The 23,896-nt window shown below is 71.3% G+C and carries 20 protein-coding genes and 2 pseudogenes; 16 read left to right on the top strand and 6 right to left on the bottom strand.

Going from position 1 to position 23,896, the window contains the following annotated elements; all coding sequences use genetic code 11:
- The first annotated feature begins 375 nt into the window (after positions 1 to 375).
- Positions 376 to 798, top strand: coding sequence for a hypothetical protein (locus tag ACFYR3_RS42000; protein ID WP_389287485.1), 423 nt, complete (start codon positions 376 to 378; stop codon positions 796 to 798).
- A 150-nt stretch (positions 799 to 948) separates the two neighbouring features.
- Here ACFYR3_RS42000 and ACFYR3_RS41995 read toward each other — a convergent pair.
- Positions 949 to 1,269: pseudogene (locus tag ACFYR3_RS41995) on the bottom strand (FAD-linked oxidase C-terminal domain-containing protein); the annotation flags it as partial.
- A gap of 545 nt (positions 1,270 to 1,814) precedes the next feature.
- Here ACFYR3_RS41995 and ACFYR3_RS41990 point away from each other — a divergent pair.
- The 3 genes from ACFYR3_RS41990 to ACFYR3_RS41980 all read left to right on the top strand — a co-directional run bounded on the left by ACFYR3_RS41990 (position 1,815) and on the right by ACFYR3_RS41980 (position 5,998).
- Complete coding sequence (locus ACFYR3_RS41990) at positions 1,815 to 2,630, top strand: endo alpha-1,4 polygalactosaminidase (RefSeq protein WP_389287483.1); 816 nt, start codon at positions 1,815 to 1,817, stop codon at positions 2,628 to 2,630.
- A gap of 1,163 nt (positions 2,631 to 3,793) precedes the next feature.
- Positions 3,794 to 4,198, top strand: coding sequence for a DUF6009 family protein (locus tag ACFYR3_RS41985; RefSeq protein ID WP_389287481.1), 405 nt, complete (start codon positions 3,794 to 3,796; stop codon positions 4,196 to 4,198).
- 264 nt (positions 4,199 to 4,462) lie between these two features.
- The gene (locus tag ACFYR3_RS41980; RefSeq protein ID WP_389287479.1) at positions 4,463 to 5,998 is read left to right on the top strand and encodes an FAD-dependent monooxygenase; all 1,536 of its coding nucleotides are present in this window, start codon (positions 4,463 to 4,465) and stop codon (positions 5,996 to 5,998) included.
- Here ACFYR3_RS41980 and ACFYR3_RS41975 read toward each other — a convergent pair.
- A complete protein-coding gene (locus ACFYR3_RS41975) occupies positions 5,991 to 6,659 on the bottom strand; it encodes a ScbR family autoregulator-binding transcription factor (protein WP_326783049.1) in 669 nt (222 codons plus the stop codon). The two genes, ACFYR3_RS41980 and ACFYR3_RS41975, sit on opposite strands and share 8 nt — an antisense overlap.
- 197 nt (positions 6,660 to 6,856) lie before the next feature.
- On the opposite strand from ACFYR3_RS41975, the gene ACFYR3_RS41970 reads away from it, so the two are divergent.
- A complete protein-coding gene (locus tag ACFYR3_RS41970; RefSeq protein ID WP_355857226.1) occupies positions 6,857 to 7,708 on the top strand; it encodes an NAD(P)H-binding protein in 852 nt (283 codons plus the stop codon).
- 78 nt (positions 7,709 to 7,786) lie between these two features.
- Here the strand turns inward: ACFYR3_RS41970 and ACFYR3_RS41965 are convergent, their stop codons facing one another.
- On the bottom strand, positions 7,787 to 8,776 hold the full coding sequence (locus ACFYR3_RS41965) for a ScbA/BarX family gamma-butyrolactone biosynthesis protein (RefSeq protein ID WP_389287477.1): 990 nt from the start codon (positions 8,774 to 8,776) through the stop codon (positions 7,787 to 7,789).
- Positions 8,777 to 9,605: 829 nt separating this feature from the next.
- Here ACFYR3_RS41965 and ACFYR3_RS41960 point away from each other — a divergent pair.
- Positions 9,606 to 10,244, top strand: coding sequence for a ScbR family autoregulator-binding transcription factor (locus ACFYR3_RS41960; RefSeq protein ID WP_356785228.1), 639 nt, complete (start codon positions 9,606 to 9,608; stop codon positions 10,242 to 10,244).
- Between the two features lie 111 nt (positions 10,245 to 10,355).
- On the opposite strand, the gene ACFYR3_RS41955 is transcribed toward ACFYR3_RS41960, so the two are convergent.
- Positions 10,356 to 11,351 carry a ScbA/BarX family gamma-butyrolactone biosynthesis protein gene (locus ACFYR3_RS41955; RefSeq protein ID WP_355857217.1) on the bottom strand — a complete coding sequence of 332 codons (996 nt, stop codon included), beginning with the start codon at positions 11,349 to 11,351 and terminating at the stop codon, positions 10,356 to 10,358.
- Between the two features lie 262 nt (positions 11,352 to 11,613).
- On the opposite strand from ACFYR3_RS41955, the gene ACFYR3_RS41950 reads away from it, so the two are divergent.
- The 4 genes from ACFYR3_RS41950 to ACFYR3_RS41935 all read left to right on the top strand — a co-directional run bounded on the left by ACFYR3_RS41950 (position 11,614) and on the right by ACFYR3_RS41935 (position 15,499).
- Positions 11,614 to 11,826 carry an acyl-CoA carboxylase subunit epsilon gene (locus tag ACFYR3_RS41950; RefSeq protein WP_326783044.1) on the top strand — a complete coding sequence of 71 codons (213 nt, stop codon included), beginning with the start codon at positions 11,614 to 11,616 and terminating at the stop codon, positions 11,824 to 11,826.
- Positions 11,827 to 11,949: 123 nt separating this feature from the next.
- On the top strand, positions 11,950 to 13,560 hold the full coding sequence (locus tag ACFYR3_RS41945) for an acyl-CoA carboxylase subunit beta (protein ID WP_389287474.1): 1,611 nt from the start codon (positions 11,950 to 11,952) through the stop codon (positions 13,558 to 13,560).
- An 11-nt stretch (positions 13,561 to 13,571) separates the two neighbouring features.
- Positions 13,572 to 14,192, top strand: a complete 621-nt coding sequence (locus ACFYR3_RS41940) for a ScbR family autoregulator-binding transcription factor (protein ID WP_356785231.1) — start codon at positions 13,572 to 13,574, stop codon at positions 14,190 to 14,192.
- A gap of 452 nt (positions 14,193 to 14,644) precedes the next feature.
- Positions 14,645 to 15,499 (top strand): AfsR/SARP family transcriptional regulator, encoded by an 855-nt coding sequence (locus ACFYR3_RS41935; protein ID WP_355857431.1) that lies wholly within the window; start codon positions 14,645 to 14,647, stop codon positions 15,497 to 15,499.
- A 116-nt stretch (positions 15,500 to 15,615) separates the two neighbouring features.
- Here ACFYR3_RS41935 and ACFYR3_RS41930 read toward each other — a convergent pair whose 3' ends face one another.
- Positions 15,616 to 16,560 (bottom strand): AfsR/SARP family transcriptional regulator, encoded by a 945-nt coding sequence (locus ACFYR3_RS41930; RefSeq protein ID WP_356785232.1) that lies wholly within the window; start codon positions 16,558 to 16,560, stop codon positions 15,616 to 15,618.
- 195 nt (positions 16,561 to 16,755) lie between these two features.
- Positions 16,756 to 16,974: a hypothetical protein gene (locus tag ACFYR3_RS41925; RefSeq protein ID WP_355857437.1), complete on the bottom strand. Its 219-nt coding sequence runs from the start codon at positions 16,972 to 16,974 to the stop codon at positions 16,756 to 16,758.
- A 305-nt stretch (positions 16,975 to 17,279) separates the two neighbouring features.
- Between ACFYR3_RS41925 and ACFYR3_RS41920 the strand changes: the two genes are divergently transcribed.
- From ACFYR3_RS41920 to tnpB, 6 genes and pseudogenes are all read left to right on the top strand, one after another.
- The gene (locus ACFYR3_RS41920; protein WP_355857440.1) at positions 17,280 to 18,101 is read left to right on the top strand and encodes an AfsR/SARP family transcriptional regulator; all 822 of its coding nucleotides are present in this window, start codon (positions 17,280 to 17,282) and stop codon (positions 18,099 to 18,101) included.
- A gap of 94 nt (positions 18,102 to 18,195) precedes the next feature.
- On the top strand, positions 18,196 to 19,002 hold the full coding sequence (locus ACFYR3_RS41915) for a thioesterase domain-containing protein (protein WP_326783037.1): 807 nt from the start codon (positions 18,196 to 18,198) through the stop codon (positions 19,000 to 19,002).
- Positions 18,999 to 20,273: a beta-ketoacyl-[acyl-carrier-protein] synthase family protein gene (locus ACFYR3_RS41910; protein WP_355857444.1), complete on the top strand. Its 1,275-nt coding sequence runs from the start codon at positions 18,999 to 19,001 to the stop codon at positions 20,271 to 20,273. The genes ACFYR3_RS41915 and ACFYR3_RS41910 overlap by 4 nt, the downstream gene beginning before the upstream one ends.
- The gene (locus tag ACFYR3_RS41905) at positions 20,270 to 21,520 is read left to right on the top strand and encodes a ketosynthase chain-length factor (RefSeq protein ID WP_389287469.1); all 1,251 of its coding nucleotides are present in this window, start codon (positions 20,270 to 20,272) and stop codon (positions 21,518 to 21,520) included. The genes ACFYR3_RS41910 and ACFYR3_RS41905 overlap by 4 nt, the downstream gene beginning before the upstream one ends.
- 87 nt (positions 21,521 to 21,607) lie before the next feature.
- A pseudogene (locus tag ACFYR3_RS41900) lies at positions 21,608 to 22,185 on the top strand (IS607 family transposase).
- The gene (tnpB, locus tag ACFYR3_RS41895) at positions 22,182 to 23,642 is read left to right on the top strand and encodes an IS607 family element RNA-guided endonuclease TnpB (protein WP_389287467.1); all 1,461 of its coding nucleotides are present in this window, start codon (positions 22,182 to 22,184) and stop codon (positions 23,640 to 23,642) included. The pseudogene ACFYR3_RS41900 and the gene tnpB overlap by 4 nt, the downstream one beginning before the upstream one ends.
- The last annotated feature ends 254 nt before the right edge of the window (positions 23,643 to 23,896 follow it).

Genomic DNA, 23,896 nt, shown 5'->3' with positions numbered 1-23,896 from the left:
CACCACTGGTCAGACGGCCATCCACCGGGAATTCCGGTGGCCATCAGCCTGGACTCGACTGGCCACACACCTGGACTTTGCCACGGCCGCCGTCACGGGCGAGGCGATGTCTGATCCCACGGGCGGCGAACCGTCGTCGCAGGCGCCGGTAGTCACAGCCCTTGTCTCCGTGGAGCTTGGCGGGCTTGCGGCCTCCAAGCCGTTCTCGCCACCGTCCGACAGACCGTCTTCGGGCTCTTGTTCGCCCGTCGTGCGGCCAGCTGTTGCGCAGGCGAAGTTCGGCGAGGGCTTCGATCGTGTCGGGACCGGAGGTGGGAGTGGGATGATCCTGTCCTCTCCGGTACACCTGGCGACGCCGCGTCTACCGGGTCGCCGGTGACCGACGAGGAAGACGAAGGATCGATGACGCTGAACGTGGGCCAACGGGTGCGGCTGGCGGCGGAGCTCCGGTTGGCCGGGTCGGTGATCCCAGCCGGGGAGCCCCCGGAGGAGACGGGTGCCTTCGCCGCCTCTGTGGCCCTGGCAGCAGGCATCGAGGGCACTGTCGAGCGTGTGGACGAACATCACCGGCAGCAGAGCCACGAGGTCCGTGAGTATCTGCGCCTCAAGTCGCTCCTCGACGACTTCGGCCACCAGATGCCGCCGGCGAGCAGAAAGCAACTGGGGGAGCAGGTGGAGGCCTTGGAAGAGCAGTGGGCCGCCCACCAGCGACGGATGCTCCGCGTCACGGTCCGCGTCCGGCTCGACAACGGATTCGTCCTCGACGATGTCCCCGAGGAGGCTTTCGCCTGTGCCTGACCAGGCGTCGGGGCGCTCGCTTTCCGCGTGCCGGCCTGAAGTCGGGCAGGACACCCGGGATGGGGGAGGGGGATGGGGGATGGGGATGTGGTGCCGGTCGAGGCTGTTCTTGGCGGCTTGCAGCACCGGTGCGAAGGGTTCGGGCCGCTGGAGGTTGCAGGCGGGGTGGTGGCCGCGGCCCACGCCGTGTTGGTGGGTGATCGTGGTGCGGTGGCTGTGCAGGACGTCGGTCGCGGCGGCCTTGCTGTCGTCCCAGACCTGGACTTCGTCGCCGGAGCGGCCGGCCACGGCCATGGCGAAGTAGGGGGTGGCGCCGTCGGGGTAGGCGTGGGTCGGGCGCCAGGTGACGGGTGCCCGGTGGCCGGTGGCCTTCAGGGCGGCGGCGCCGACCTCGGCGTGTACGGCGTCGATGAGCGCGGGGATCCGGCCCCAGGTGGCGGCGGTCTCCAAGGTGTCGACGATCGCGCCCATGCGGGCCAGACCGTCACGCAGGTAGGGCATGCGAAGGAACGCCGAGCCCGCCGTGCGCTGACGGTCGCGTCGGCTCCCGCGCCGCGTTCGCCCGTCGGTGCCTTCGGCGAGCGCGATCTGTCCACCAGCGACTACGCCTGCACATGGGCCGACGGCATCCACCTACCCAGTACACCTGCACGAGGCGAAGTTGTGCGTGCTCGTGCTGATGGGCGTATGCGCTGACGGCACCAAAGAGCTGATCAAAAGAGCTGATCAGAAGAGCTGATCGCCATGAACGACGGCTGTCGCGAATCCGCCGACTACGTGGGCCGACCTGCTGCCGCGAGCGACGAAACGCAGGAATTCGCCGGCGAGGAGTTCCAGCGTTGACATCTTTACGGGCAGTCGCTTTACTCCCGGACAACACCGGAGCCGTGCTCCGTGTTCAGAGACACGCCCAGCCGGTATGCAGGCCTCGCGCCACGAGCCCGGCCCAAGTCGCCAGGACGTCCTTACACGTCCGAGGCGGGGACGTGCCCTCTTTCCCCTGGGAGCTCATCCACATGAGCCGATTCAGCCCCCCTTCCCGCAAGCTCACGGGCACCCTCATCGGCGCGGCAGCGCTGGTCGGTGCTCTGGTCGCCCCGGCGGCCTCCGCACAGGCCGCATCCGTGCCCCTGCCGCCCGCACACGTCGGCTTCGACTATCAGATCGGCGGTGCCTACACCCCGCCGGCCGGGGTGAAGGTCGTCACCCGGGACAACACCGCCTCCCCGGCGGCAGGCCTGTACAACATCTGCTACGTCAACGCCTTCCAGGCGCAGCCGGGTGCCGAGAGCCAGTGGGACTCCGACCTGCTGCTGCGCGACTCGTCCGGCAAGGTCGTTTACGACGAGGACTGGGGCGAGGCCTTCCTCGACGTCAGCACCGACGGCAAGCGGCAGCGGATCGCCGGCAAGATCGGAAGCCTGATCGACAGCTGCAAGACCAAGGGCTTCCAGGCGATCGAGCCCGACAACTACGACAGCTACACCCGTTCCGGGAACCGCCTGACGGCCGGCAACGCGCAGGCGTTCATCAAGCTGCTCTCCGCCCGCGCCCACGCGGACGGCCTGGCCATCGCCCAGAAGAACACTCCCGACCTGGCAGGCAACCACACCGCCAACGGTCTGGACTTCGCCGTGGCCGAGGAGTGCGGTCAGTACGACGAGTGCGGCGACTACACCAGCGCCTTCGGAAACAACGTGATAGTGATCGAGTACACCAACTCCGGCAGGTCGAAGGCCTGCAACGGGTGGGGCAGCACGCTGAGCATCGTCCAGCGCGACGTGGACGTGAAACCCGCGGGCAGCAGCGGCTACGTGCGCAAGACCTGCTAGACCGCGGGCCGACTCGAGTCGGGTGCCTGCCTGTGGCGGCCGGGGGTGCCGTCGCAGGCAGGCATGACTATTACCGTCCCGCACTCGGCCGTCTTCTTCGAACGGTCCAGCGGGACCCGGGATACCAGGGCTACGGCGTCCGGAACACCCCCGTTGTTAGGACCTCTTAGGCCCGGGAGGATGTCAAGGCAGTTGTTCCATCGCCTGCACGCTGCCTGTCCCCACCCTCGTCTGGACAGACGACCCCTGGCTGATCCCCAGGACCTTCGCCTTCATCCTCGACCGGTGGCAGGAGACCGAGCACGAACTGAGCACTGCCCTGTTTTCGTGCAGTGGCTGCGGCGCGCCCGGCCAGGATCGCTCCTGGCGCGTCCCGACCGCGAGCGGGTGGAGAGCACTGTCCCCCTGTGAAGTGTCATTGCGATGCCGGGGTGGTGGCGTCATTACTGAGCCGGCTTCAGGTTGACGGCACCGGCTCTTTGGGCTGGGTCGCTGCGGATGTGGCCGATGGTATGGCCGTGACGTTACGCGTGGCAGGACGTGACATCTCTGCTGGGCAGGGTCATGACACTTCCTGTGTGGGCCTGCGGGCGCGGTGGTTGGTGTCGTCCTTCGGCGGTACGCGTTTGTGCAGGTGAGCGTCCTTTGAGGTTGGTGCGGGGGAAGGGCCGCGGTCCCGGTCCTGTGCTGTGTGGCGGCTGAAGAAATCCAGTACGTGTCAGGTGCGACGCTGGGTACTGGCTCTTTTCAGGAGGTCCGCCGCGCCGTGGCCGGTGATGCGGACGGTGCAGCCGCGGTGGTCGTGGCCCCGTTGCAGCGGGTGGGGGCGAAGGAGCGGGGCTGGCGCTTGCAGGAGTTGACGGTGGGGGCGTGGAGGGGGCGGGTGGGGCAGTGCGGAGATCGGTCCGGCGGCACCGAGGACCACACCGGCCGTTTTCTCGCCGGGTCCTGCCGGCTGGAGGGTGACCTGCGGGCGGAACGGGCGCAGCTCTACGCTGCCTGCAAGGCGTGGTGTCAGAATGAGGGGCCCCGGTCGTCTCGTCACGCGCCTTCGCAGCCCGGGTCCGCGAAGTGGTGGGACTGGTGTCGCCCGAGGAGATGGTCCTGTCCGGCCGGCGCACGTACTGCCCGGGCGTCGGACCGGTCGCCGACGAGGAGACGGTATGAGCGCTCTCATCGCTGAGGACGAGCTCGTTCACGAGGCCGGCTTGGTCCGGCTCGAGGACCTCGGCACGCTCGACTGCGTACGGCGGAGCCTGGACCTGTTGCCGACGCGGCGCGGCAAGCCGTCCTGCCGCCGCGGCGGACGCATGGTCGGCTGCGCGCTGCTGGGCCCCGGCGCCAAACCGTCCCGCTCCTCGGGCACCTTCCGCCGCCGGGTGTTCTGGCTGCTGCCGCACGACCGCGACACCGGCCCCGAGGGCCTGTACGCGGCCGGGGTGCCGGCCGAGGCCGTCGGTCCGCGGACACCGGCGCCGGGCGGCAAGGGGTGCAGGACCGGGCGTTCGCAGGGCGGGCCGCCGTCGTCGTCGGCGATGCGGGAGCCGGGCGTGGCGCTGGCGTTGTAGCAGCGGGACCCGGGTGATGTGTTCTCCCGGGGGCCGTGTGCGCCTGCCGCCTCAAGCGAGGGGAAGCAGGACCGGCACCGCCGTTGCAAAGAAACCGCTCACCCGGTATATTTTTCTTCGCTCGTACGAACGAGTGAGCTGGGCAGCTCAACTCCTGCGGGGGAGGAGGGACGTTGTTCGGACGGGGTGGACGCCGAGGCCCGGTGCGCTGCGCCTCCTTCGCCTCGCCGCTCGTGTACTGGTCCACGACTGGGGGAGGTCCGGATGGTGCGCTGCGTACAAGGGCAAGTGGTGGTCGTCGGCGGGGGGCCCGTGGGGATGCTCCTCGCCTGCGAACTGGCGGGGCAGGGAGTGCGCACCGTGGTGGTCGAGTCGCGGACCGCCGTCTCCCGGTGCCCCAAAGCGAGCACACTGCATGCCCGCGCGGTGCAGAGTCTCGCGCGGCGCGGACATCTCACCGGGCTCGTGACCGAAGGGGAGGGCGACGGCCCGGCGCCGGTCAGCAGCCCGTTCCACTTCGCCGGCATCCCGGGGCTGGCCATCTCGGCCCCTCCCGCCGAGCCGCAGCCGATCCTGAAGTGCTCGCAGGAAGAACTCGAGCGCCACTTCGAGCGGCGGGCCCGGGCCGCCGGCGCGCGGATCCTGCGCGGACACCGGGTGGCGGAGGTGCGGCAGGGGCCGGGCGGCGTGAGCGTCACCGCGCAGGGGCCGGGCGGCGCGGTGGTCTGCACGGGCAGCTACCTCGTGGGAGCCGACGGGGCGCGCAGCCTCGTACGCCGTCAGGCGGGCTTCGCCTCCCGCACCTACCCCGCCACCATCTCGGCGATGGCGGGCGACGTCCGCGTCGGGGAGGGTATGGGCCTGGAGGCGGGGTGGCACCGCACCGAGCGCGGCTGGGTCGTCGCCAAGCACGTGGGAGGCGGAACGGTCCGCCTGCGGACTCTCAACTGCCAGGGCGCGCACACCCGGCGCGATCTGCCGCTCCTGCTGGAAGAGCTGCACCGCGAGGTCAGCTGGATCACCGGAGGGGACATCGCGATGCGCGATCCCAGGTGGCTGAGCAGGTTCAGCGACTTCTCCCGGCTGGTCGCCTCCTACCGCAAGGGGCGCATCCTGCTGGCCGGGGACGCCGCGCACGTGCACTTCCCGATCGGTGGCCAGGGGCTGAGCACCGGACTGCTCGACGCCGTCAACCTCGGCTGGAAGCTCGCGCTCACGGTACGCGGCAGGGCGGGCGCGGGGCTGCTCGACACCTACGACCGGGAGCGCCGGCCCGCAGCCCAGCGGGTGATCGACAACACGCGCGCCCAGCTCGCCCTGATGCGGCCCGGCCCCGAACTCGACCCGCTGCGCGCCCTGTTCGGCGAGCTGCTGGCCGGGGGAGGGGAGAGCGGTGTGCTGGCCTCCATGGTCAGTGCCCAGGACACCGTGCTGCCCGCGCGCGCCGCGGACTCCTCTCCCTGGGAAGGGACGTTTCTGCGCAACGCCGTCCTGCGGACCCGGGAAGGTACGGCCGATGTGATCGGCCTGCTGCGCGAGGGGTCCCCGCTGCTGCTGCTCTTCGGCGACAGGGGCGGCAGCGGCGGCTATGCCGAGCAGGCCCGGGGCTGGGCCGGGCTGGTGCGGGTGGTGCATGCCGAGCCGGTGCCTCAACTGCCCTGCGACGCCCTGCTGGTGCGGCCCGACGGCTACATCGCCTGGGCGTCGGGGGCCGGCGGGCCGGCCGCCGCCCTGACGGCGTACTTCGGCCGGGGCGCGGGAGCGCAGGCCGCCGGTGTCCTCGCCGGGGTGGTCAGCTGACGGGTGCCGGCTCGAGCTCGGGGTGCAGAGCCTGCAGCTCGGCGTAGACCGCGGCCCCCCTGGTCGCGGTGAGGTCCACCGAGGCGAGGACGGACGGAAGGACCACACTGGGCAGCACATGGCGCAGCAAGGCGCTGACCCTGGGGGGCAGGTCCTGGTAATTGCACACAGCCTGGGACATGGCCTGGACGCCGGCGAAGGCTCCCACCAGGACGTCGGCGGTCTCGCCCGACACCACATGGGGCAGCAGCTCGCCCTGGGCCCTGGCCTTGTCCAGCAGTTCGACCCCCACTTCGCTCCAGCGCAGGAAGGGTCCGCTGCGGTCGAGCCCCTGGGCCTGCTGGTCGAGCGACAGGCGGACGCCCGCCCGGACCATGGGGTCCGTCTGCAGGCGGTAGGCGTGCAGGACCACGGTGTCCACCAGCTGCTGCACCATGCAGGCGCGCTCGGGGATGGGCACGTTGAGGTCCTGGGCGTGCAGGACGCCCTCGGCGAGGTGTTCCTTCGAGGGGAAGTGGAAGTACAGGGCTCCCTTGGTCACTCCGGCGCTGGCGAGGATCTCGCTGACGGTCGCCGCCTGGTAGCCGCGTTCCTCGAAGATCCTGGCTGCCGACGAGAGGATCGCGTGCCGGGTCCGGACCGCCCGCTCCTGCTTCGCCATGCCGGCCTCCTCCTGTCGATGAGCCCGGAGACCCAATAAAAAACCGTCCAGTTTGTATATTACAGCTGTTTGGTGTTTGCGTACCCCCTTCCAGCCGTACGACATTCAATCAGTTGCGGAAAAGCATCGCCGGAGGAGCAGGAGTCCATGGACGGATCGCATGACGGCGTGGCCTCGGCGGGCGAAGGAGACCCCCGGTGATCCTGGTGACCGGGGCGACGGGGACGGTGGGCCGGGAACTGCTCGGGCGGCTTGCGCCCGGCCGGCGTGTCCGCATCATGGCCAGGCATCCCGCGAAGGTGACCGGGGCGGCCGCGACGGCGGAGACGGTCGCCGGGGACTACAGGGATCCGCGATCGTTGGCCAGGGCGCTGGACGGCATACGGACGGCGTTCCTCGTCACGACCAGCGTCGCCGGTGACGACGACGACCGGTTCGTCCGCGCGGCACGAACGGCCGGAGTGCAACGGGTGGTGAAGCTCTCCGCCGCCACGGTGCTGGACGAGCAGGCCGACGATCTCATCACCCGTTGGCAGCGCGCCAACGAGGATCTGCTGCGCGCCTCCGGCCTGGAGTGGACCCTGCTGCGCCCGCGCGCGTTCACCTCCAACGCCCTGTCGTGGGCGCCGTCCGTCCGGTCCGCGCGCACCGTTCGCGCGCTGCACGGGACCTCGGGCAACGCCTGTGTGGACCCGAGGGACGTCGCGGAGGTCGCCGCACGCGTCCTGACCGAGGAGGGGCACGCCGGCCGCGCCTACACGCTGACCGGACCCGAGGCCGTCACCGCGGTCGGGCAGACGCAGCAGCTCGGCCGGCTGCTGGGCGTCCCGCTGCGTTTCGAGGAACTCACCCCGGACGACGCGCGCGCCGCACTCGCACGCCGTTATCCGGCGCCGGTGGTCGAAGCGCTGCTGGAGAGCGCGGAACGCCAGCGCGCAGGCGCGAAGGCCGGGGTGGAGGACACCGTCGGCACACTGACCGGCCGCCCGGCGGGCACGTTCGGTGCGTGGGCCGAGGACCATCTGGCGGCTTTCGCGCCGGGCGGGTGACCGGCGGGCGGACCCGAGTGGCATCCGCTTCCCCCGGAGAGCTGCGGCCTTCCCGGGGGAGCGGATGCCCGAGGGCGGTCACCGCAGGGGCGGGGCCATGGTCACGGTGCACCGGAACACGGTCGCCCCGCCCTGCCGGCCGGTGACGAGCACGGTCCTCGCGCCCTCCTCGCCCGTCCCCGCAACCAGGCACGCCTCGATCGCACAGGGGGCGTCCAGCTCGACGTACCGCAGGAACTCGCTGGCGACGGCGAGCGGCAGGCAGGCGTGTCCCAGGGTCGCCGCCGCGGCCTGGCGGGCGGCCTCGAGGAGCAGCATGCCGGGCACGTGGTCGACCATGTGGTCGAAGAGCACGGGGTGGCGGGTGTCCACCCTCAGCTGCCACCGGTCCGGCTCGCCGACGGGGGAGAGGACCACGTCCATGGGGGACATGCGCCCGACGGTCTGCGGTGGCTCCGGGGCCGTCAGCGGGAGGACGCGCGCGCAGCCGGGGTCGCGGACGGCACGCAGCCGCTGGTGGACCCGGGGGGCGATGCACGTCAGCGTGCCGCCCCCGGTCGCGACGAGGCCGCCGTCGCGGTAGATCTCCACCTCGATGCGGAACCCCGTCACCTCGCCGCGGCGCTCCTTCACGTCACGGCACCTGACGTCGAGTTCGAGCGAGGCGGGAGTTCCGTTGACGCGCAGATGCGCAGGCCGTACCGCCACGCTGAGATCGCTCACGAGGAAGTGGTGGCCGAACGGGACCCCGTACTCGGCGTGCGCCAGGAGCAAGCCGCTCTGGCGGATCGTCTCGGCGGCGATCAACGGGTCGTGGCAGCCGTCGACGTTCGTGAAGAAGCTGTGCCCGCGAGGCCACTGGGCGGCCAGGGCGAAGTGGTGATCGCCCCTGCGCGCCCAGTCGGTCAGCATGACCTCGGCGACGCTCGCGCGGTGAACGAGTTCCTTGGGAACGGTGCTGGTCAGAGGCTGGAGGGCGAGGACGCCGCCTCCTGCGGGGGCTGCACGGCCCCCCAGATCCGTCATGCCGGGTATCGCGCGGTTCATGCGGTACGTACTCGTAGACATGGTTCCCCCGAGCCGCCTAGGCCTTGGCCTGAATGTGGGTGCTGGATCCCCGAGGACATGGAAGATACATACCACCCGGTTTAATTTCTAGAAGGAATGCGAAGTTCCAATGTGCAATATGTGGACCGAGTAGTTCCAAATATGCAGAGGAGTGCCCGTATCCCTTCATGTCGACCCGAAACGGGCAAGCCGTCCGCGGTCGCGGCGCCGTGGACCACCTGCGGTCCACGGGGTGCGCGGGAGGCGTCACCCGCCTGCCCCTCGAGTCGCCCTCGAGCGGACTGTCCGACGGTGTCTTTCGGGGAAAGGGAAAGACCCTGATCAAGGCAGGTCGTCGGCGGCCGGGCGAAGCGCACCGGCCGTGGTCCGGGTGTTGCCCCGCCGGCGGGAAGGCGCGGTGGCCGTGGGCGGGGAGGCGCCGGTGGCCGGATTTCGCCGACGGCCGGATCCGCATCCCGGCGCATCGGGAAACAGCGCCGAAGCGGCACTGGCTTCGCTGTATCTTCGCAGGTAAAATAGAGACCGCGTGTGCGGTTTGTTATCATCGTCCTCGTCGGCCGGGCCGCGAAGGTCCATGAGTGAGGAGCGCAAGTCCGATCCCATGGGCCCGTGTCGCGCGGCTCGGTGGGCGGCCGCGCCGACCACCCGGACACGCCTGCGGGTACGCGCCCGGTCCCTCGCGGGGCCTCGTACGAACCGCGTCGGTCTGCCTTCCCGTGTGCACGCGCGGGGCGCGGCAACCCGCCCCCGGCAGGCCGCACGAGCAGGCACGAACGTGAGAGCCGGTCCACGGTGCGGCCGGCCGACCGCAGGCAGGGGAGATCCGTCGATGGTGAAGCAGGAGCGTGCCGCGCGCACGCGCGAGTCCTTGGTGCGAGCGGCGGCCGAGGTGTTCGCACGGGACGGCTTCGCTCTGGCCTCGCTCACCTCCATCAGCAGGAGGGCCGGAGTGAGCAATGGCGCGCTGCACTTCCACTTCGAGAGCAAGCAGGCCCTGGCGCGCGGGGTCGAGGACGAGGCGGCCGCCGTGGTCCGTGCGATCGCCGCGTCGGCGCGGGCGGGCGGCCCCGGTCCGCTGCAGCGGCTCATCGACGCCACCCATGCGCTGATGGAGCGGCTGGACCAGGACGTCGTGGTCCGGGCCGGCTTCGAGCTGGGCAGCGGCCCGCCGCGCCGCGAGGGGGCCGTGGATCTGCGCGGACAGTGGCAGAGCTGGGTCGAGGAGGTGCTCGGGGACGCCGAGCGCGAAGGCGTCCTCGCCCAGGGGGTGTCCGCCGCCGATGCCTCGGTCACGGTGGTGGCGGCGACCGTCGGTTTCGAGCAGCTCGGCGCGGACGACCGTACGTGGACGTCGGCGCAGACGCTGGTGCAGTTCTGGGATCTGCTGCTGCCCCGGCTGGCCTCGGCCGACGTCCTGAGCGGGCTGAAGCCCGGTGGTGCGACGGCCGCGGCGTCCCGCCCGGGATAGACGGCACGTGTAGTCCCGCCCGGACCCGGCCGGGACCGCTCCCTCGACGCGGCGGTCCTGTGCCGGGACAAACTGCTGCGCGACGAGGTGGGGCGCTCCTTCTTCGCGCGGTCAGTCGAACGGGGCGGCCCGCAGGGTCGAGGTGAACACGGGCCGGCCCTCCTGGCGGCCCGTGACGAGAACCGTCTCCGGGTCCTCGGGCGCGGCCTTGGGCAGGCGCAGGGCCTCGATCAGGCAGGGCAGGTCCAGCTCCACGTACCTCATGAAGGCGCAGTCGAGGCCGAGCGGCAGGATCGAGGGTCTGTCCAGGACCGCGGTCGCCGCCTGGCGGGCGGCCTCGAGGAGCACCATGCCCGGAGCGTGGTCGGCCTGGTGGTCGAAGAGGGTGGGGTGGCAGGTGTCCACGCGCAGTTGCCAGCGGTCCGGCTCGCCGGTGGGGGAGAGGACCACGTCGGTGGGTGAGAAGCGCCCCACGGCGGCCGGGGCCACCGGAGCCGTCGGCGGGAGGGGGCGGTCCCCGGCGTCGAGGACGCGCTGCGGACGCAGCCGCCGGTACACGGCCGGAGTGATGGTGCTGAAGGAGATCCGTCCCGACGCGGCGAGCCGCCTCTCGCGCAGCACCCTGGTCTCGACACACATGCCGGCCAGCCGGTGGCCTCGCTTCCTGATCTTCGAACAGGTGACGTCGAGGTCCAGCGCGGCGGGCGTCCCGCCGACCCGTATCTCCTCGGGACGCACGGTGAAGGCCAGCTCGTCCAGCAGGAACTGGTGGGCGAAGGGAACGCCGAACTCGGCGTGGGCGAGCAGGGCACCGGCCTGGCAGATCGTTTCAGCGGCGATCAGCGGGTCGTGGTGGGTTCCGTTCACGGGAGTGAAGAAGCTGTGGCCCCGCGGCCATTGGGCGGTCATCGCGAAGTGGGCGTCACCCAGGCGCTGCCAGCCGGTGAGCACGACCTCGGCGACGGCTGCCCGGTGCACCAGTTCCCTGGGGACCGTGGTGGTCAGGTGCCCGTGAAGCGGTTCGGCCGACCGGAAAGGTGACTGAGCGGCTTGCGTCGTCGTGTGCTCGATCGACGGACCTTCGAACCGGAACGTGCTCGCGTTCATCGCTCCCCCTGAACGAGACGGAGATGGCTGTGGAGGAAAAATAGAGGGCAACCGGTTTGATTTCCAGAGGAATCGGAGCCTCCGTACGGGATCGTTCGCCGTCGCCGCCCGCGGTCGGTGGCACCGCTGTGCGCAGCCCGCCCCTTCTCCGGCTCACAGCGTGGGTGGCGGTTCGGGCCGCCCGCTCCGGCGCCTCTTGAGCGGCACTGAAGTGCCTCTGTAGCGCGGTAACGGACGGTGGCCGGAACCGAGAGGAGCGGACATGGGTGAAGCGGACGTCACACCCCTCGCGCTGCGGGTCGAGCGCGGACGGGCCGACGATGACGAACTCGCCGCGGTGGCCGTCGTGCTGTGCTCACTGCTGGCCGGGCGGACGGCGGTGACCTGTGAGCAGGAGCCGCTTCCCGCCGTCCCGTCGTGGCGCCGTCCCGAGGACCCCGGCGGCGAGTGGCGTTCCCCGTACGGCTGGCGATAGAGCCATGAGCGCCGGCCGCGAATCGGCAGGCGCTTTTTCCAACGCTGATTCACGCGCGTGCCAGCCCTCACCTCATGTAAACCGCATAGCGGTTTGTTGACTGGGTGCAGTCCGGCCGCGCTCATGAGGGAGGCAGGCACAGTGACAGTCCTCAATGACATTCTCCCAGTGACCGCCGAGCCTTCGGACGCGCGCGGCCGGGTGGCGGAACTGCACGCGATCCGTGCGGAGGCGCTGCGCGGCCCCAGTGAGAAGGCGACCGAGGCGCAGCACGCCAAGGGCAAGCTGACCGCCCGGGAGCGCATCGAGCTGCTGCTGGACGCGGGCTCGTTCCAGGAGGTCGAGCAGCTGCGCCGGCACCGGGCGACCGGTTTCGGCCTGGAGGCCAAGAGGCCGTACACGGACGGTGTCATCACCGGCTGGGGCACGGTCGAGGGCCGCACGGTCTTCGTCTACGCCCATGACTTCCGGATCTTCGGCGGCGCGCTGGGCGAGGCGCACGCCACGAAGATCCACAAGATCATGGACATGGCCATCGCGGCCGGTGCGCCGCTGGTGTCCCTGAACGACGGCGCGGGCGCCCGTATCCAGGAGGGCGTCTCCGCGCTGGCCGGCTACGGCGGCATCTTCCAGCGCAACACCAAGGCCTCCGGGGTCATCCCGCAGATCTCGGTGATGCTGGGCCCGTGCGCCGGCGGCGCGGCCTACTCCCCGGCGCTGACGGACTTCGTGTTCATGGTCCGCGAGACCTCGCAGATGTTCATCACCGGCCCGGACGTGGTCCGTGCGGTGACCGGCGAGGAGATCACCCAGAACGGCCTCGGCGGCGCCGACGTGCACGCCGGCACCTCGGGCGTGGCGCACTTCGCGTACGACGACGAGGAGACCTGCATCCTTGAGGTCCGCTACCTGCTCTCCATGCTTCCGCAGAACAACCGCGAGTACCCGCCGCGCGCGGAGTCCGCGGACCCGGCCGACCGCCGCAGCGAGGTGCTGCTGGACCTGGTTCCGGCCGACGGCAACCGCCCGTACGACATGGCCAAGGTGATCGAGGAGCTCGTCGACGACGGCGACTACCTGGAGGTCCACGAGCGCTGGGCGCGCAACATCATCTGCGCCCTGGGGCGGCTGGGCGGCCAGGTGGTCGCCCTGGTGGCCAATCAGCCGCAGTCGCTGGCCGGTGTGCTCGACATCGAGGCCTCGGAGAAGGCCGCGCGGTTCGTCCAGATGTGCGACGCCTTCAACATCCCGATCATCACGCTGCTGGACGTGCCCGGCTTCCTGCCCGGTGTCGGCCAGGAGCACGGCGGCATCATCCGCCACGGCGCCAAACTGCTGTACGCGTACTGCAACGCCACCGTCCCGCGGATATCGCTGATCCTGCGCAAGGCCTACGGCGGCGCCTACATCGTCATGGACTCCCAGTCCATCGGCGCCGACCTGACCTACGCGTGGCCCACCAACGAGATCGCGGTGATGGGCGCCGAGGGCGCCGCCAACGTCATCTTCCGCAAGCAGATCGCCGAGGCCGAAGACCCCGAGGCCATGCGCGAGCGCATGGTCAAGGAGTACAAGGCCGAGCTGATGCACCCCTATTACGCCGCTGAGCGCGGCCTGGTCGACGATGTCATCGACCCGGCCCAGACCCGCGAGGTCCTCATCAACTCGCTGGCGATGCTCCGCAGCAAACACGCGGACCTGCCCTCCCGCAAGCACGGCAATCCCCCGCAGTGACGGAGCACTCGATGGCCGAACAAGAACGTGCGGTGCGAACGCGGGAGAGGCTGATCGGATCCGCCGCCGAGACCTTCTGCCGCGAGGGCTTCGCGGTGGCGTCCCTCTCCGTGATCAGCGCACAGGCCGGAGTGAGCAGCGGAGCGCTGCACTTCCACTTCGCCGGCAAGGCGGCCCTGGCCGACGCCGTGGAGAGCGCCGCGCTGGACCGGTTGCGGATCATCGCCGGGGTGGCGTCGCGGGAGGGGGCGGGCCGGCTGCAGTGCCTGGTCGATGTGACCCACGGGCTCGCCCTCGGGCTGCGCGGGGACGTGGTGCTGCGGGCGGGTTTCGGGCTGGGCCGCGACACGGCCCGCGTGACGCCCGGCGGTCTGCGTGAGCACTGGCGGTGCTGGGTCGAGGAGGCCGTGGCGGAGGCCGGGAAGGCGCGGGAGCTGCGGCCGGGGGTGGCGCCGGAGAACGCCGTGACCGCGGTGGTGGCCGCGACCGCGGGCTTCGAGGCGCTCGGCTCCCGGGAAGAGGTCTGGCTCATGCCGCGTACGATCGCCCGGTTCTGGGAGCTGCTGCTGCCGGCGCTGGCGGCAGGGGACCGCCTCGCGGCGTTGGAACCGGAAGGATCATCCGGCGACTAGGAAAGACCAGTCGGTTTGTTTCCGCTCGCTGATGAAATCTCGACCCCGGCTGCCCATGCACCGCGTTTCAGCAGGTGAGGGCAGGTGAGGGCAGATGGCCCCTGCTCTTCGCGAAGACGCGAGGGGCCGGGGCCGCTTGCGTGCGGCAGTGAAGAAGGTTTCGGACATGTCGCGGTGACCCTCTTTCGCCGGTGTTCGGCTGGATCGGTGCGCCGACTTGCCTGGAAATACAAGTCAATTGGCGCCCGGATGGGAGCAGTCGGAGTGGTCATGGAGTCAAAGAGTGGCTGGAAATAGTCTGCCGGACCCTCCAGATAGGCATCTGGGATTGACAAACCGACCATGCTGTTTTTTTATCAAGGGGTCCGGTTGGCTGCACACCCGGGCCCCGGCAGCGGGAAACGCGGGAACGCGCAGGCCGGGAACGGCTCCAGGCGACCTTTGGGGAAAACGTGGACATCGAAGTGCTTGGTGCGCTGTCCGTTCATGAAAACGGGGTGTCGATCACGCTGACGGCACCCAAGCCGCGGCAGGTCCTGGCCCTGCTCGCGCTCCACGCCGACCATGCGGTCCCTGTGGCCACGCTGATCGAGGAGTTGTGGGAGCAGAACCCGCCGCGCAGCGCGCGCACCACGTTGCAGACGTACGTCCTGCAACTGCGCGAGCTCATCGGCGTGGCACTGGCGTACGGCGAGAACGAGCGCTGCACCCCGAAGGACATTCTGGCCACTCTCCCCGGCGGCTACCGCCTGGAGACCCGTGGCGGAAGCGTCGACTACCGGGAGTTCGAGCGCAGGGCCGGTGCCGGCTACCGGGCGATGGACGCCGACGACTACCAGGGCGCCGCGCGCCGGCTGGCGGACGCGCTCTCGCTGTGGACCGGTCCCGCGCTCACCGACGTACAGGCCGGGAGCCGGATCGAGACGGAGGTCAGGCGCCTGGAGGAGCTGCGCCTGTGCGCGCTCGACCAGCGCATCGAGGCGGATCTGCGCCTGGGCCGCCACCGCGAGCTGCTGTCGGAGCTGACCGTCCTGGTCAAGCAGTACCGCCTGCACGAGAGCCTGCACGGTCAGTTCATGCTGGCGCTGCACCGCTCGGGCCGACGCGGCGAGGCGCTCAACGTCTACCAGCGGCTGCGCACCATGCTCGTCTCCGAGCTGGGCCTTGAGCCCTCGGCCGCGCTGAGCAGGCTGCAGCGCTCCATCCTGATGGCGCACCCCGAGAGTGCGGCCCCGCCCAAGGCGGCTCTCCCGGTGACCGCTCCGGCGGGGGCCGGCGGCGGGCGGCTCGTGGCGCGGACGAACTGACCGCCCTGGCCTCGCGGCAGCCGGCGGCATGACCACTGAAGCCCTTTTCCCGACCCCTCGAACGAGGGGTCGAGCAAAGGACTTCAGTGCTGTGTACGGGGCGTCGAGGGCGGCCGTCAGCGGCTCGCCGCGCGGTCCGTGGCCAGCTGCTCGAAGCGGTCGGTCAGTTCTCGCTGCTGCCGGCTCAGGACCTCGATCTGGTGGCGCAGCCGGGCCACCTCGGCGCCCAGCGGGTGCAGGCCCGGCGCCCCCTCCGTTTCTCCGGTTTCTCCGGGTGCCGGGTCCTGCCGGTGGCGGATCGACTCCATACGGCCGCGCAGTACGGGCCCTGGCTCCACTCCGAGGTCGTGCACGAGCCGGCGTCGCGCCCGGTCGTAGACGCCCAGTGCCTCGGCCTGGCGCCCGCACTGGTGCAGCGCGGTCATGAGCAGCTCGTAGAACCGTTCACGTAGCGGGTGAGAGGCCGTCAGCTCCGCCAGCTCGCCGGCGACCTCCCCGGCCCGGCCGGCCCGCAGGCAGGCGTCGTACAGCGTCTCCAGGGTGATCAGCCGGCTCTCCTCCAGCAGCGATGCCTCGGTCGAGCAGATGGTGCCGCGGCCCGCGCCCTCCAGTGCGGGGCCGCGCCACAGCGCCAGCGCCTCGCGCAGGACCTCGGCCGAACGGGCCGGGTCGGTGGCGGCCAGCGAGCGGCCCCGGGCCGTGAGGTGGTGGAAGCGCTGGGCGTCGGTGCCGGCCCGGCCCAGGCGCAGTACGTAGCCCAGCGGGCGGGTCACGAGCCACTCGTGGTGGCTCTCGCCGGAACCGGAACCGGAACCGGAACCGGGTGCGGGGACGGGCAGCAGCCGGCGCAGCCGGGCGATATGGGTCTGGAGGGCATTGGCGGCGTTGGCGGGCGGATGTTCACCCCACAATTCGTCGACGAGCCGGTCCGGGGAAACGACCTGGCCGGCCTTCACGACGAGCGTACCCAAAAGGGCGCGCTGCTTGGCGCCGGCCGGTGTGATCCGCATATCGGCGCGCTCGCCGAAGACCTGGACGGGACCCAGGATCCCAAACTCCATCTCATCCTCGCACGGGGAGAGTCGGCAAGTACGCGGCCGCAGATCCGTATTCGGCATTCACTCAGAAATGGCCGCGGACAGATCCTTTCGCTCTTACCGGACTCTAGGCGCTTCTCGGCGCCGGTGGAGGATTTGTCAGCCGTACGCGGGGAGTCGTGGAGTGTTCCTTGAGGGGGATTCAGGTGCCTCGCGTTTTCACGGCTGGTCGCCGGTCAGGTCCGGAAAGCCCACCTGCACCCCGCGCCGATGCCAGGCGCTCAGCAGTCGCAGCAGGGTCTTCGGATCGGGCAGGCCCTGCAGCCCGGTCGGGCCTGCAGCCCGGGCTGCAGGGCCTGCGGCCTGGTCCCGGGCGAGTCGGTTCAGCAGCCCGCGGGTGAGCGGGTCGGCGCTGCGCGCCGTCGAATCCGTTGCCATGGCCGGAAACCTAACAGCGCCGCCTAGGGCGCCGGAAGAGAACTCGGTCGGCCGATATGGGCCTTTACATGACACGCCGGTGTTTTCTCGGCGCTATGTCGGCTGCCTGTGCGCCGGGTCCGGCGGCCCCATTGGAAGGTCGCTCAAGACGCACTCAATTTCTGCATATGCGACGGTCGGGGGAGGATATGGTGCCACTCGTCCGCCGTCGACGGAAAAGACAAGAAGGGCCGGAAGGCGACACTATTGAAAACTCGAACACCGACTTGTTGCCGAAGTCGGCCGGCAAAGTGCGGAGGGGAATAATGAAGATCAAGGTCCTGGGTCCGTTGAATGTCGAAGTCAACGGTATATCGGTCGTCCCGACTGCGGGCAAGCCGCGCCAGATCCTGGCGCTGCTCGCGCTCTACCCGGGCAGGGTGGTGCCCGTGTCCACGCTGATGGAAGAGATCTGGGGCACCCACCTGCCACAGAGCGCGCTGACCACGCTTCAGACCTACATTCTCCAGCTGCGCCGCCGACTGGGCACCGCCATGGGCCCGGACGCGCCCGGCTCGGCCAAGGACGTGCTCGCCACCCGGTACGGCGGCTACCTGCTCCAGATCCCGGCCGAGGCGGTCGACGTGCGCGCGTACGAGTGCCTGGTGGCGGAGGGGCAGCAGGCGCACGAGGACGGCGAGGACGCCCGGGTGGCCAAGTGTCTGCGCGCGGCACTGGACCTGTGGGAGGGGCCCGTGCTGGTGGACGTACGCGTCGGCCCGATCCTCGACATCGAGGTGATGCGGCTGGAGGAGAGCCGGCTCGTGGCCCGCGAGCGCCGCATCGACGCCGACCTGCGGCTGGGCCGGCACATCGAACTCATCGCCGAGCTCACCGACCTGATCGCCCGCCACCCCCAGCACGAAGGGCTGCACTCGCAGGCGATGGTCGCGCTCTACCGGTCGGGCCGGCAGGCCAGCGCGCTCGACGTCTACCGCCGGATGCGCCAGCGGCTGATCGCCGAGCTCGGCGTGGAGCCCTCGCCGCAACTCCAGCGGCTGCACCAGGCGATGCTCGCCGTCGACCCGCGCCTGGACGTGGCCAGCGGGCCGCGGCGCACCTCGACCTTCGATCTGTACGCAGCCTGAATCGAGCACCACTCAAGCCACACAGGTGAGGCTCGGGCCGCGGCGGCGCCGTACGACGAACGTTTCCGCACAGCTTCCCTGAGGAGGGCGACCGATGGCTTCGCTGACGGCGGTAGAGGGGGCGGTGGGGCGACGGGTACGGCTCCACTGCCTTGCCCACGCGGGCGCGGGGGTGGCCAGCTACCGTCGCTGGCCCGTCGCGGCCGGGCCGGGCGTGGACGTCGCGGCGCTGGTGCTGCCGGGCCGTGACAGCCGGCGGCGGGAGCCGCGCATCACCGAGCGCGCAGGACTCCTGGCGGATCTGCTGCCTCCGCTGCTGGAGGCGGCCCGGTCCGGACCGTACGCGCTGTACGGCCACAGTCTGGGCGCCCTGGTGGCGTACACGCTCACCCGGGCGCTGGCGGACGCCGGGGTGCCGCCGCCCCTGTTCCTCGCGGTGGGCGCCTGCCTGCCCCCGCACGCCAGTGCCGCCTTGGTGGCCGCGGCGGAACACTCCGACGAACTGCTGCTGCCCCTCCTGGGTGAGCTCGGCTCGCTGCCCAAGGGAGCAGCCGCCCACCCCGGCGGGCTATGGCACCGCAGTGTGCTGCCTGTCCTGCGCGACGACCTGCGCCTGGCCCGAGCCCTGCGCCAGGCGGCCCTGGACCCCGTCACCGGCGGATCCGTGGACCTGCCCCTGCTCGTCTTCGCGGGCAGTGACGATCCGCTCGCCGTGCCCGCCGCCCTTGAAGAGTGGCGGCAGTGGACCACCGGGCCGATCACCGTACGCACCGTCGACGGCGACCACTTCTTCGCGGGCGCGGACGTACTGCCGGCCCTGGTCGGCGAGGCCTGCCGCGAGTACGAGGCGGCGGATGCCGCCGGGACCGCGGCGAGCGCGAGCGCGGGGGGTGTGCGGTGAAGCGCGTGGTCATCACCGGGGTCGGCGTGGTGGCCCCCGGAGCCGTCGGCACCGCCAACTTCTGGTCCCTGCTGACCTCGGGCCGTACCGCCACCCGGGGCGTCACCCTCTTCGACGCCGCCAGCTACCGCTCGCAGGTCGCCGCCGAGGTCGACTTCGACGCCACCGCGCACGGCTTCACCCTCGCCGACACCGAACGCATGGACCGGGCCGCCCAGTTCGCACTGGTCAGCGCCCGGGAGGCGGTGGCCGACAGTGGCCTGCACGCCGTACTGGCCGCAGGGAACCGGCTGCGCACCGGGGTCAGTCTGGGCAACGCGGCAGGCTGCACCACCGGGCTCGCCACCCAGTACGCGCTGCTGAGCGACTTCGGCAGCACCTGGACCGTCGACCACTCCCGGGCCGCCGAGTGCCTCTACGACTACTTCGTGCCCAGCTCGCTGGCGGCCGCCGTGGCCCGCGACAGCGGCGCGCAGGGCCCGGTCAGCCTGGTCTCCAGCGGCTGCACCTCGGGCCTGGACGCGATCGGGCACGCCGCCGAGCTGATCCGCGAGGGCAGCGCCGACGTGATGATCGCGGGCGGGGCGGAGGCACCGATCTCTCCCATCGCCATGGCCTGCTTCGACCGCATCCGCCTCACCAGCCCCCGCAACGAGGACCCCGCCACCGCCTCGCGCCCCTTCGACCGCACCCGCGACGGCTTCGTGCTCGGCGAGGGCGCGGCCGTGGTGATCCTGGAGGAGTTGGAGCACGCGCGCCGCCGGGGCGCCCACGCCTACGCGGAGCTGTCCGGCTTCGCCTCGTACAGCAGCGCGCACCACATGACGGGGCTGCGGCCGGGCGGCCAGGAAATGGCCGACGCCATCCGGGCGGCACTCGACGAGGCGCGGCTGAACCCGGTCGACGTGGACTACGTCAACGCGCACGGGGCCGGCACCCTGCACAACGACCGGCATGAGACGCACGCCTTCAAGCAGGGACTGGGCGACCACGCCCGGCGCGTCCCGGTCAGCTCCATCAAATCGATGATCGGACACGCGCTCGGCGCCGCCGGAGCCCTGGACGTGGTGGCCAGCGTGCTGGCCATCAAGCACAGTACGGTGCCGCCGACCGCCAACCTGCACGAGCCCGACCCGACCTGTGACCTGGACTACACACCGCTGTTCGCCCGCGAGCAGCGCACCAGTACGGTGCTCAGCGTCGCCAGCGGCTTCGGCGGCTTTCATGCCGCCACCGTGCTGACCCGGCCCCGGCTGCGGGAGACGGCATGAGCGGCGTCAACGGCGCGAGCGGGGGCGTGCGCAGCCGGGCCCGGGCGCTGGTCACCGGCATCGGCGTGGCCGCGCCCAACGGGCTGGGTACCGAGGCCTGGTGGAGCGCCATGCTGGAGGGCCGCAGCGGCATCGTCCCGATCACCCGCTTCGACGCCTCCGGCTACCCGGTGCGGATCGCGGGCGAGATCCGCGGCTTCGTCGACGAGGACCACATCCCCAGCCGCCTGCTCCCCTCCACCGACCGGGTAACCCGCCTGAGCCTGGTCGCGGCCAAGGAGGCCCTGGAGGACTCGGGTGCCGACCCGGCCGCGCTGCCCGGCTACCGGGCGGGCGTGATCACGGCCAGCTCCGCAGGCGGCACCGAGTTCGGCCAGCGAGGGCTGGAGGCATTGTGGGGCAAGGGCGCCCAGTACGTCAGCGCGTACCAGTCCTTCGCCTGGTTCCACGCGGCGGGAACCGCCGAGATCTCCATCCGGCATACGCTGCGCGGCCCCGCCTCCGCCATGGTCAGCGAGCAGGCGGGCGGGATCGACACGCTCGCCCGCGCCCGGCGCGAGATCCGCAAGGGCGTGGGCCTCATGGTGACCGGAGGCGTCGACTCGGCGCTGTGCCCCTGGGGCTGGGCCGCGCACCTGGCAGACGGCCGGCTGAGCACCGACCCCGATCCGGCGCGGGCCTACCGGCCCTTCGACGCGGAGGCCCGCGGCCATGTCGTGGGTGAGGGCGGCGCGCTGCTGGTGCTGGAGGACGCGGCGGCCGCCACCGCGCGCGGCGTCAGCGGGTACGCGGTGGTGGCCGGGTACGCGGCGACCTTCGACGGCGAGCCCGGGGAGGAGCGGCTCAAGGAGGCGGCCGAACTCGCTCTGGCTGATGCCCGGGTGAGACTGGACCAGGTGGACGTGGTGTTCGCCGACGGAGCCGGGGAGCGGGCCGCCGACCGGGCCGAGGCCCAGGCGCTGGCCGCGCTGTTCGGGCCGCGCGGGGTGCCGGTGACCGCGCCGAAGTCGATGACGGGCCGGCTGGGCGCCGGGGGTTCCTCACTGGACCTGGCGGCGGCGGCGCTCGCGCTGCGCGACAAGGTGGTGCCCCCGACCACCGGGACGCGGCGGGTCGCCGCGGACTGCCCGCTGGATCTGGTGACGGGCGCGGCGCGGGAGCTGCCCGGGCTGCGGACCGTGCTGGTGCTGGCGCGGGGGAGGGGCGGCTTCAACTCGGCCGCGGTGTTGCGGGCGGCCGATGCCTGAGCCGGCCCGCGGAAGGGTGACAGCTGCTATGGATTTCCTAATCATTCATAGTCATTTCTACTCAGGCATCTCACGTAGCTTGGTGTTGTGAGGCTTTCGGAGTGGGCGCGTCAGCAGGGCGTGAGCTACCAGACCGCCTGGCGGTGGGTGAGGGACGGGAAGATGCCCGTTCCGGTCCGCCAGGCGCCGTCCGGGACGTGGTTGGTCGACGAGGTTGCCGCCCCGTCGTCCGAACGCGTGGTGGCGTACTGCCGTGTGTCGTCAGCCGACCAGAGGGCCGACCTGGATCGGCAGGCCGCGCGGGTGGTGTCCGGCGCGAATGGACTGGGGGCCTGGCTGTCGCGGAGGTCGTGACCGAGGTCGGGTCGGGGTTGAACAGGCGCCGCCGCAAGCTGCACCGGCTCCTCTGCGACCCGGACACGGCTGTGATCGTGGTCGAGCACCGTGACCGCCTCGCCCGGTTCGGTGTCGAGCACCTGGAGGCCGCGCTGTCGGCGTCCGGCAGGCGCCTGGTCGTCCTCGACCCTGCCGAGACCGCGGACGACCTGGTGCGGGACGTCAGCGAGGTGCTGACCTCGATGTGTGCCCGCCTGTACGGGCGGCGGGCGGCGAAGAGCCGGGCCGCCCGCGCGGTGGCCGTGGCGACCGGCGAGGCCGGCGAGTGAAGAAGTTCCGGCCGCAGCCCGGGTTCGTGGTGCAGGCGTACCGGTTCGCGCTGGACCCGAACGCCGCCCAGGAGAGCGCACTGCGCTCGCACTGCGGTGCGGCGCGCGCGGCGTACAACTGGGCGGTGGGGTGGGTGACCGCGTCCTGGTGGCAGCGCCGGGCCGAGGAGACGTACGGCGTCGCCGGGGCGGAGCTGACCGAGTGGCGGCCGTGGTCGCTGCCATCGCTGCGCAAGGAGTTCAACCAGGCCAAGAAGACTGACCCGCGCTTCGCTGCCTGGTGGGAGGAGAACTCCAAGGAGGCGTACAACACCGGCCTCGCCAACGCGTCGGCCGCGTTCGACAACTACGCCAAGTCGAAGAACGGCAAGCGCAAGGGCGCCCGGATCGGTGCGCCCCGGTTCAAGCCGAAGCGGAAGGCGCGTCTGTCCTGCCGGTTCACCACCGGCACCATCCGCCTCGACGCCGGCGGCCGTCACGTCACCCTGCCCCGCCTCGGGGCGATCCGCACGCACGAGTCCACTGGCGGCCTCCTCGCCCGCATCATGGCCGGGACCGCGCGCATCCTGTCGGCGACCGTCCGCCACGAGTGCGGACGCTGGTTCGCCTCGTTCCAGGTGGAGGTGAAGCGCGACCTCGTCCGAGTCACCCGCCCCCAGGTCGCGGTAGGCATCGACCTCGGTATCAAGACCCTAGCCGTCATGGCCGACAGTGCGGGCGAGATCCGTGAGGTCCCCAACCCGCGGCACCTGAGCACCGCGCTGAAGCAGCTGCGCCGCGCCTCCCGCGCCGTCTCCCGGCGCCGGGGCCCGGACCAGCGCATCGGACAGAAACCCTCCCGCAGGTGGGAGAAGGCCAACGCCCGGCGGAACAAAGTCCACCACCGGGTCGCGAACCTCCGCGCGGACGCCCTGCACAAGCTCACCACGAGCGTTGCTGGCGAGTACGGCACCGTCGTGATCGAGGACCTCAACGTCGCCGGCATGGTGAAGAACCGGCGCCTGGCCCGGCACATCGCCGACGCCGGATTCGGCGAGATCCGCCGCCGGCTCACCTACAAGACCCGCCAGCGCCACGCCACCCGCATCATCGCGGCCGACCGCTGGTTCCCCTCCTCCAAGACCTGTTCCGGGTGCGGCACAGTGAAAGCCAAGCTGCCGCTGCACGTGCGGACCTACGCATGCGACGCGTGTGGCCTGGTCATCGACCGGGACACGAACGCGGCACGCAACCTCGCTGCCCTCGCAGCGGCAGCCTGCACGACTGGTACCGGAGTGGCCGGAGACCAGGACACCGCCCCGGCGGTGTCGAAGCCCCGTGGAGCCGACCACAAGACCCGCACCACCCGCCCCCGCCGCAAGACGGGGACGGGGCGGGCAGGTGGCGCAACCCTGCCGCACCAGCAGCAGAAGGAAGCGGGAGACCGTCCTCAAGCCGAGCCCCTGAAGCTCTGGTGATGTGACGGACCTTCCAGGCAGAAATGCCCGGAATGCTGAGACCTGACTACGGGCTCAGCAACGGCCGCGGAAGTCTTGGACACCCCGGCGGCGCGCAGCCCGAAGCCGCCCACCAGGACGGGGGTGGCCGGGTGGGCGGCGGTCACGAGCCGGGCCGGGGAAGGGGAGCTGCCCCGGGACGCCGGAGGCGTTGTCCGTCAGGTCGACGCCGCCTGAGCTTCCGCCCGGAGAGTCTCGGCGGCCGGGCTCGAGGA

The organism is Streptomyces sp. NPDC005784 (genome assembly GCF_042871525.1).
Taxonomy (GTDB): Bacteria; Actinomycetota; Actinomycetes; order Streptomycetales; family Streptomycetaceae; genus Streptomyces.
The sequence above is the reverse complement of the archived record's forward strand: the minus strand, read 5'-3'. Positions and strand labels throughout refer to the sequence as shown.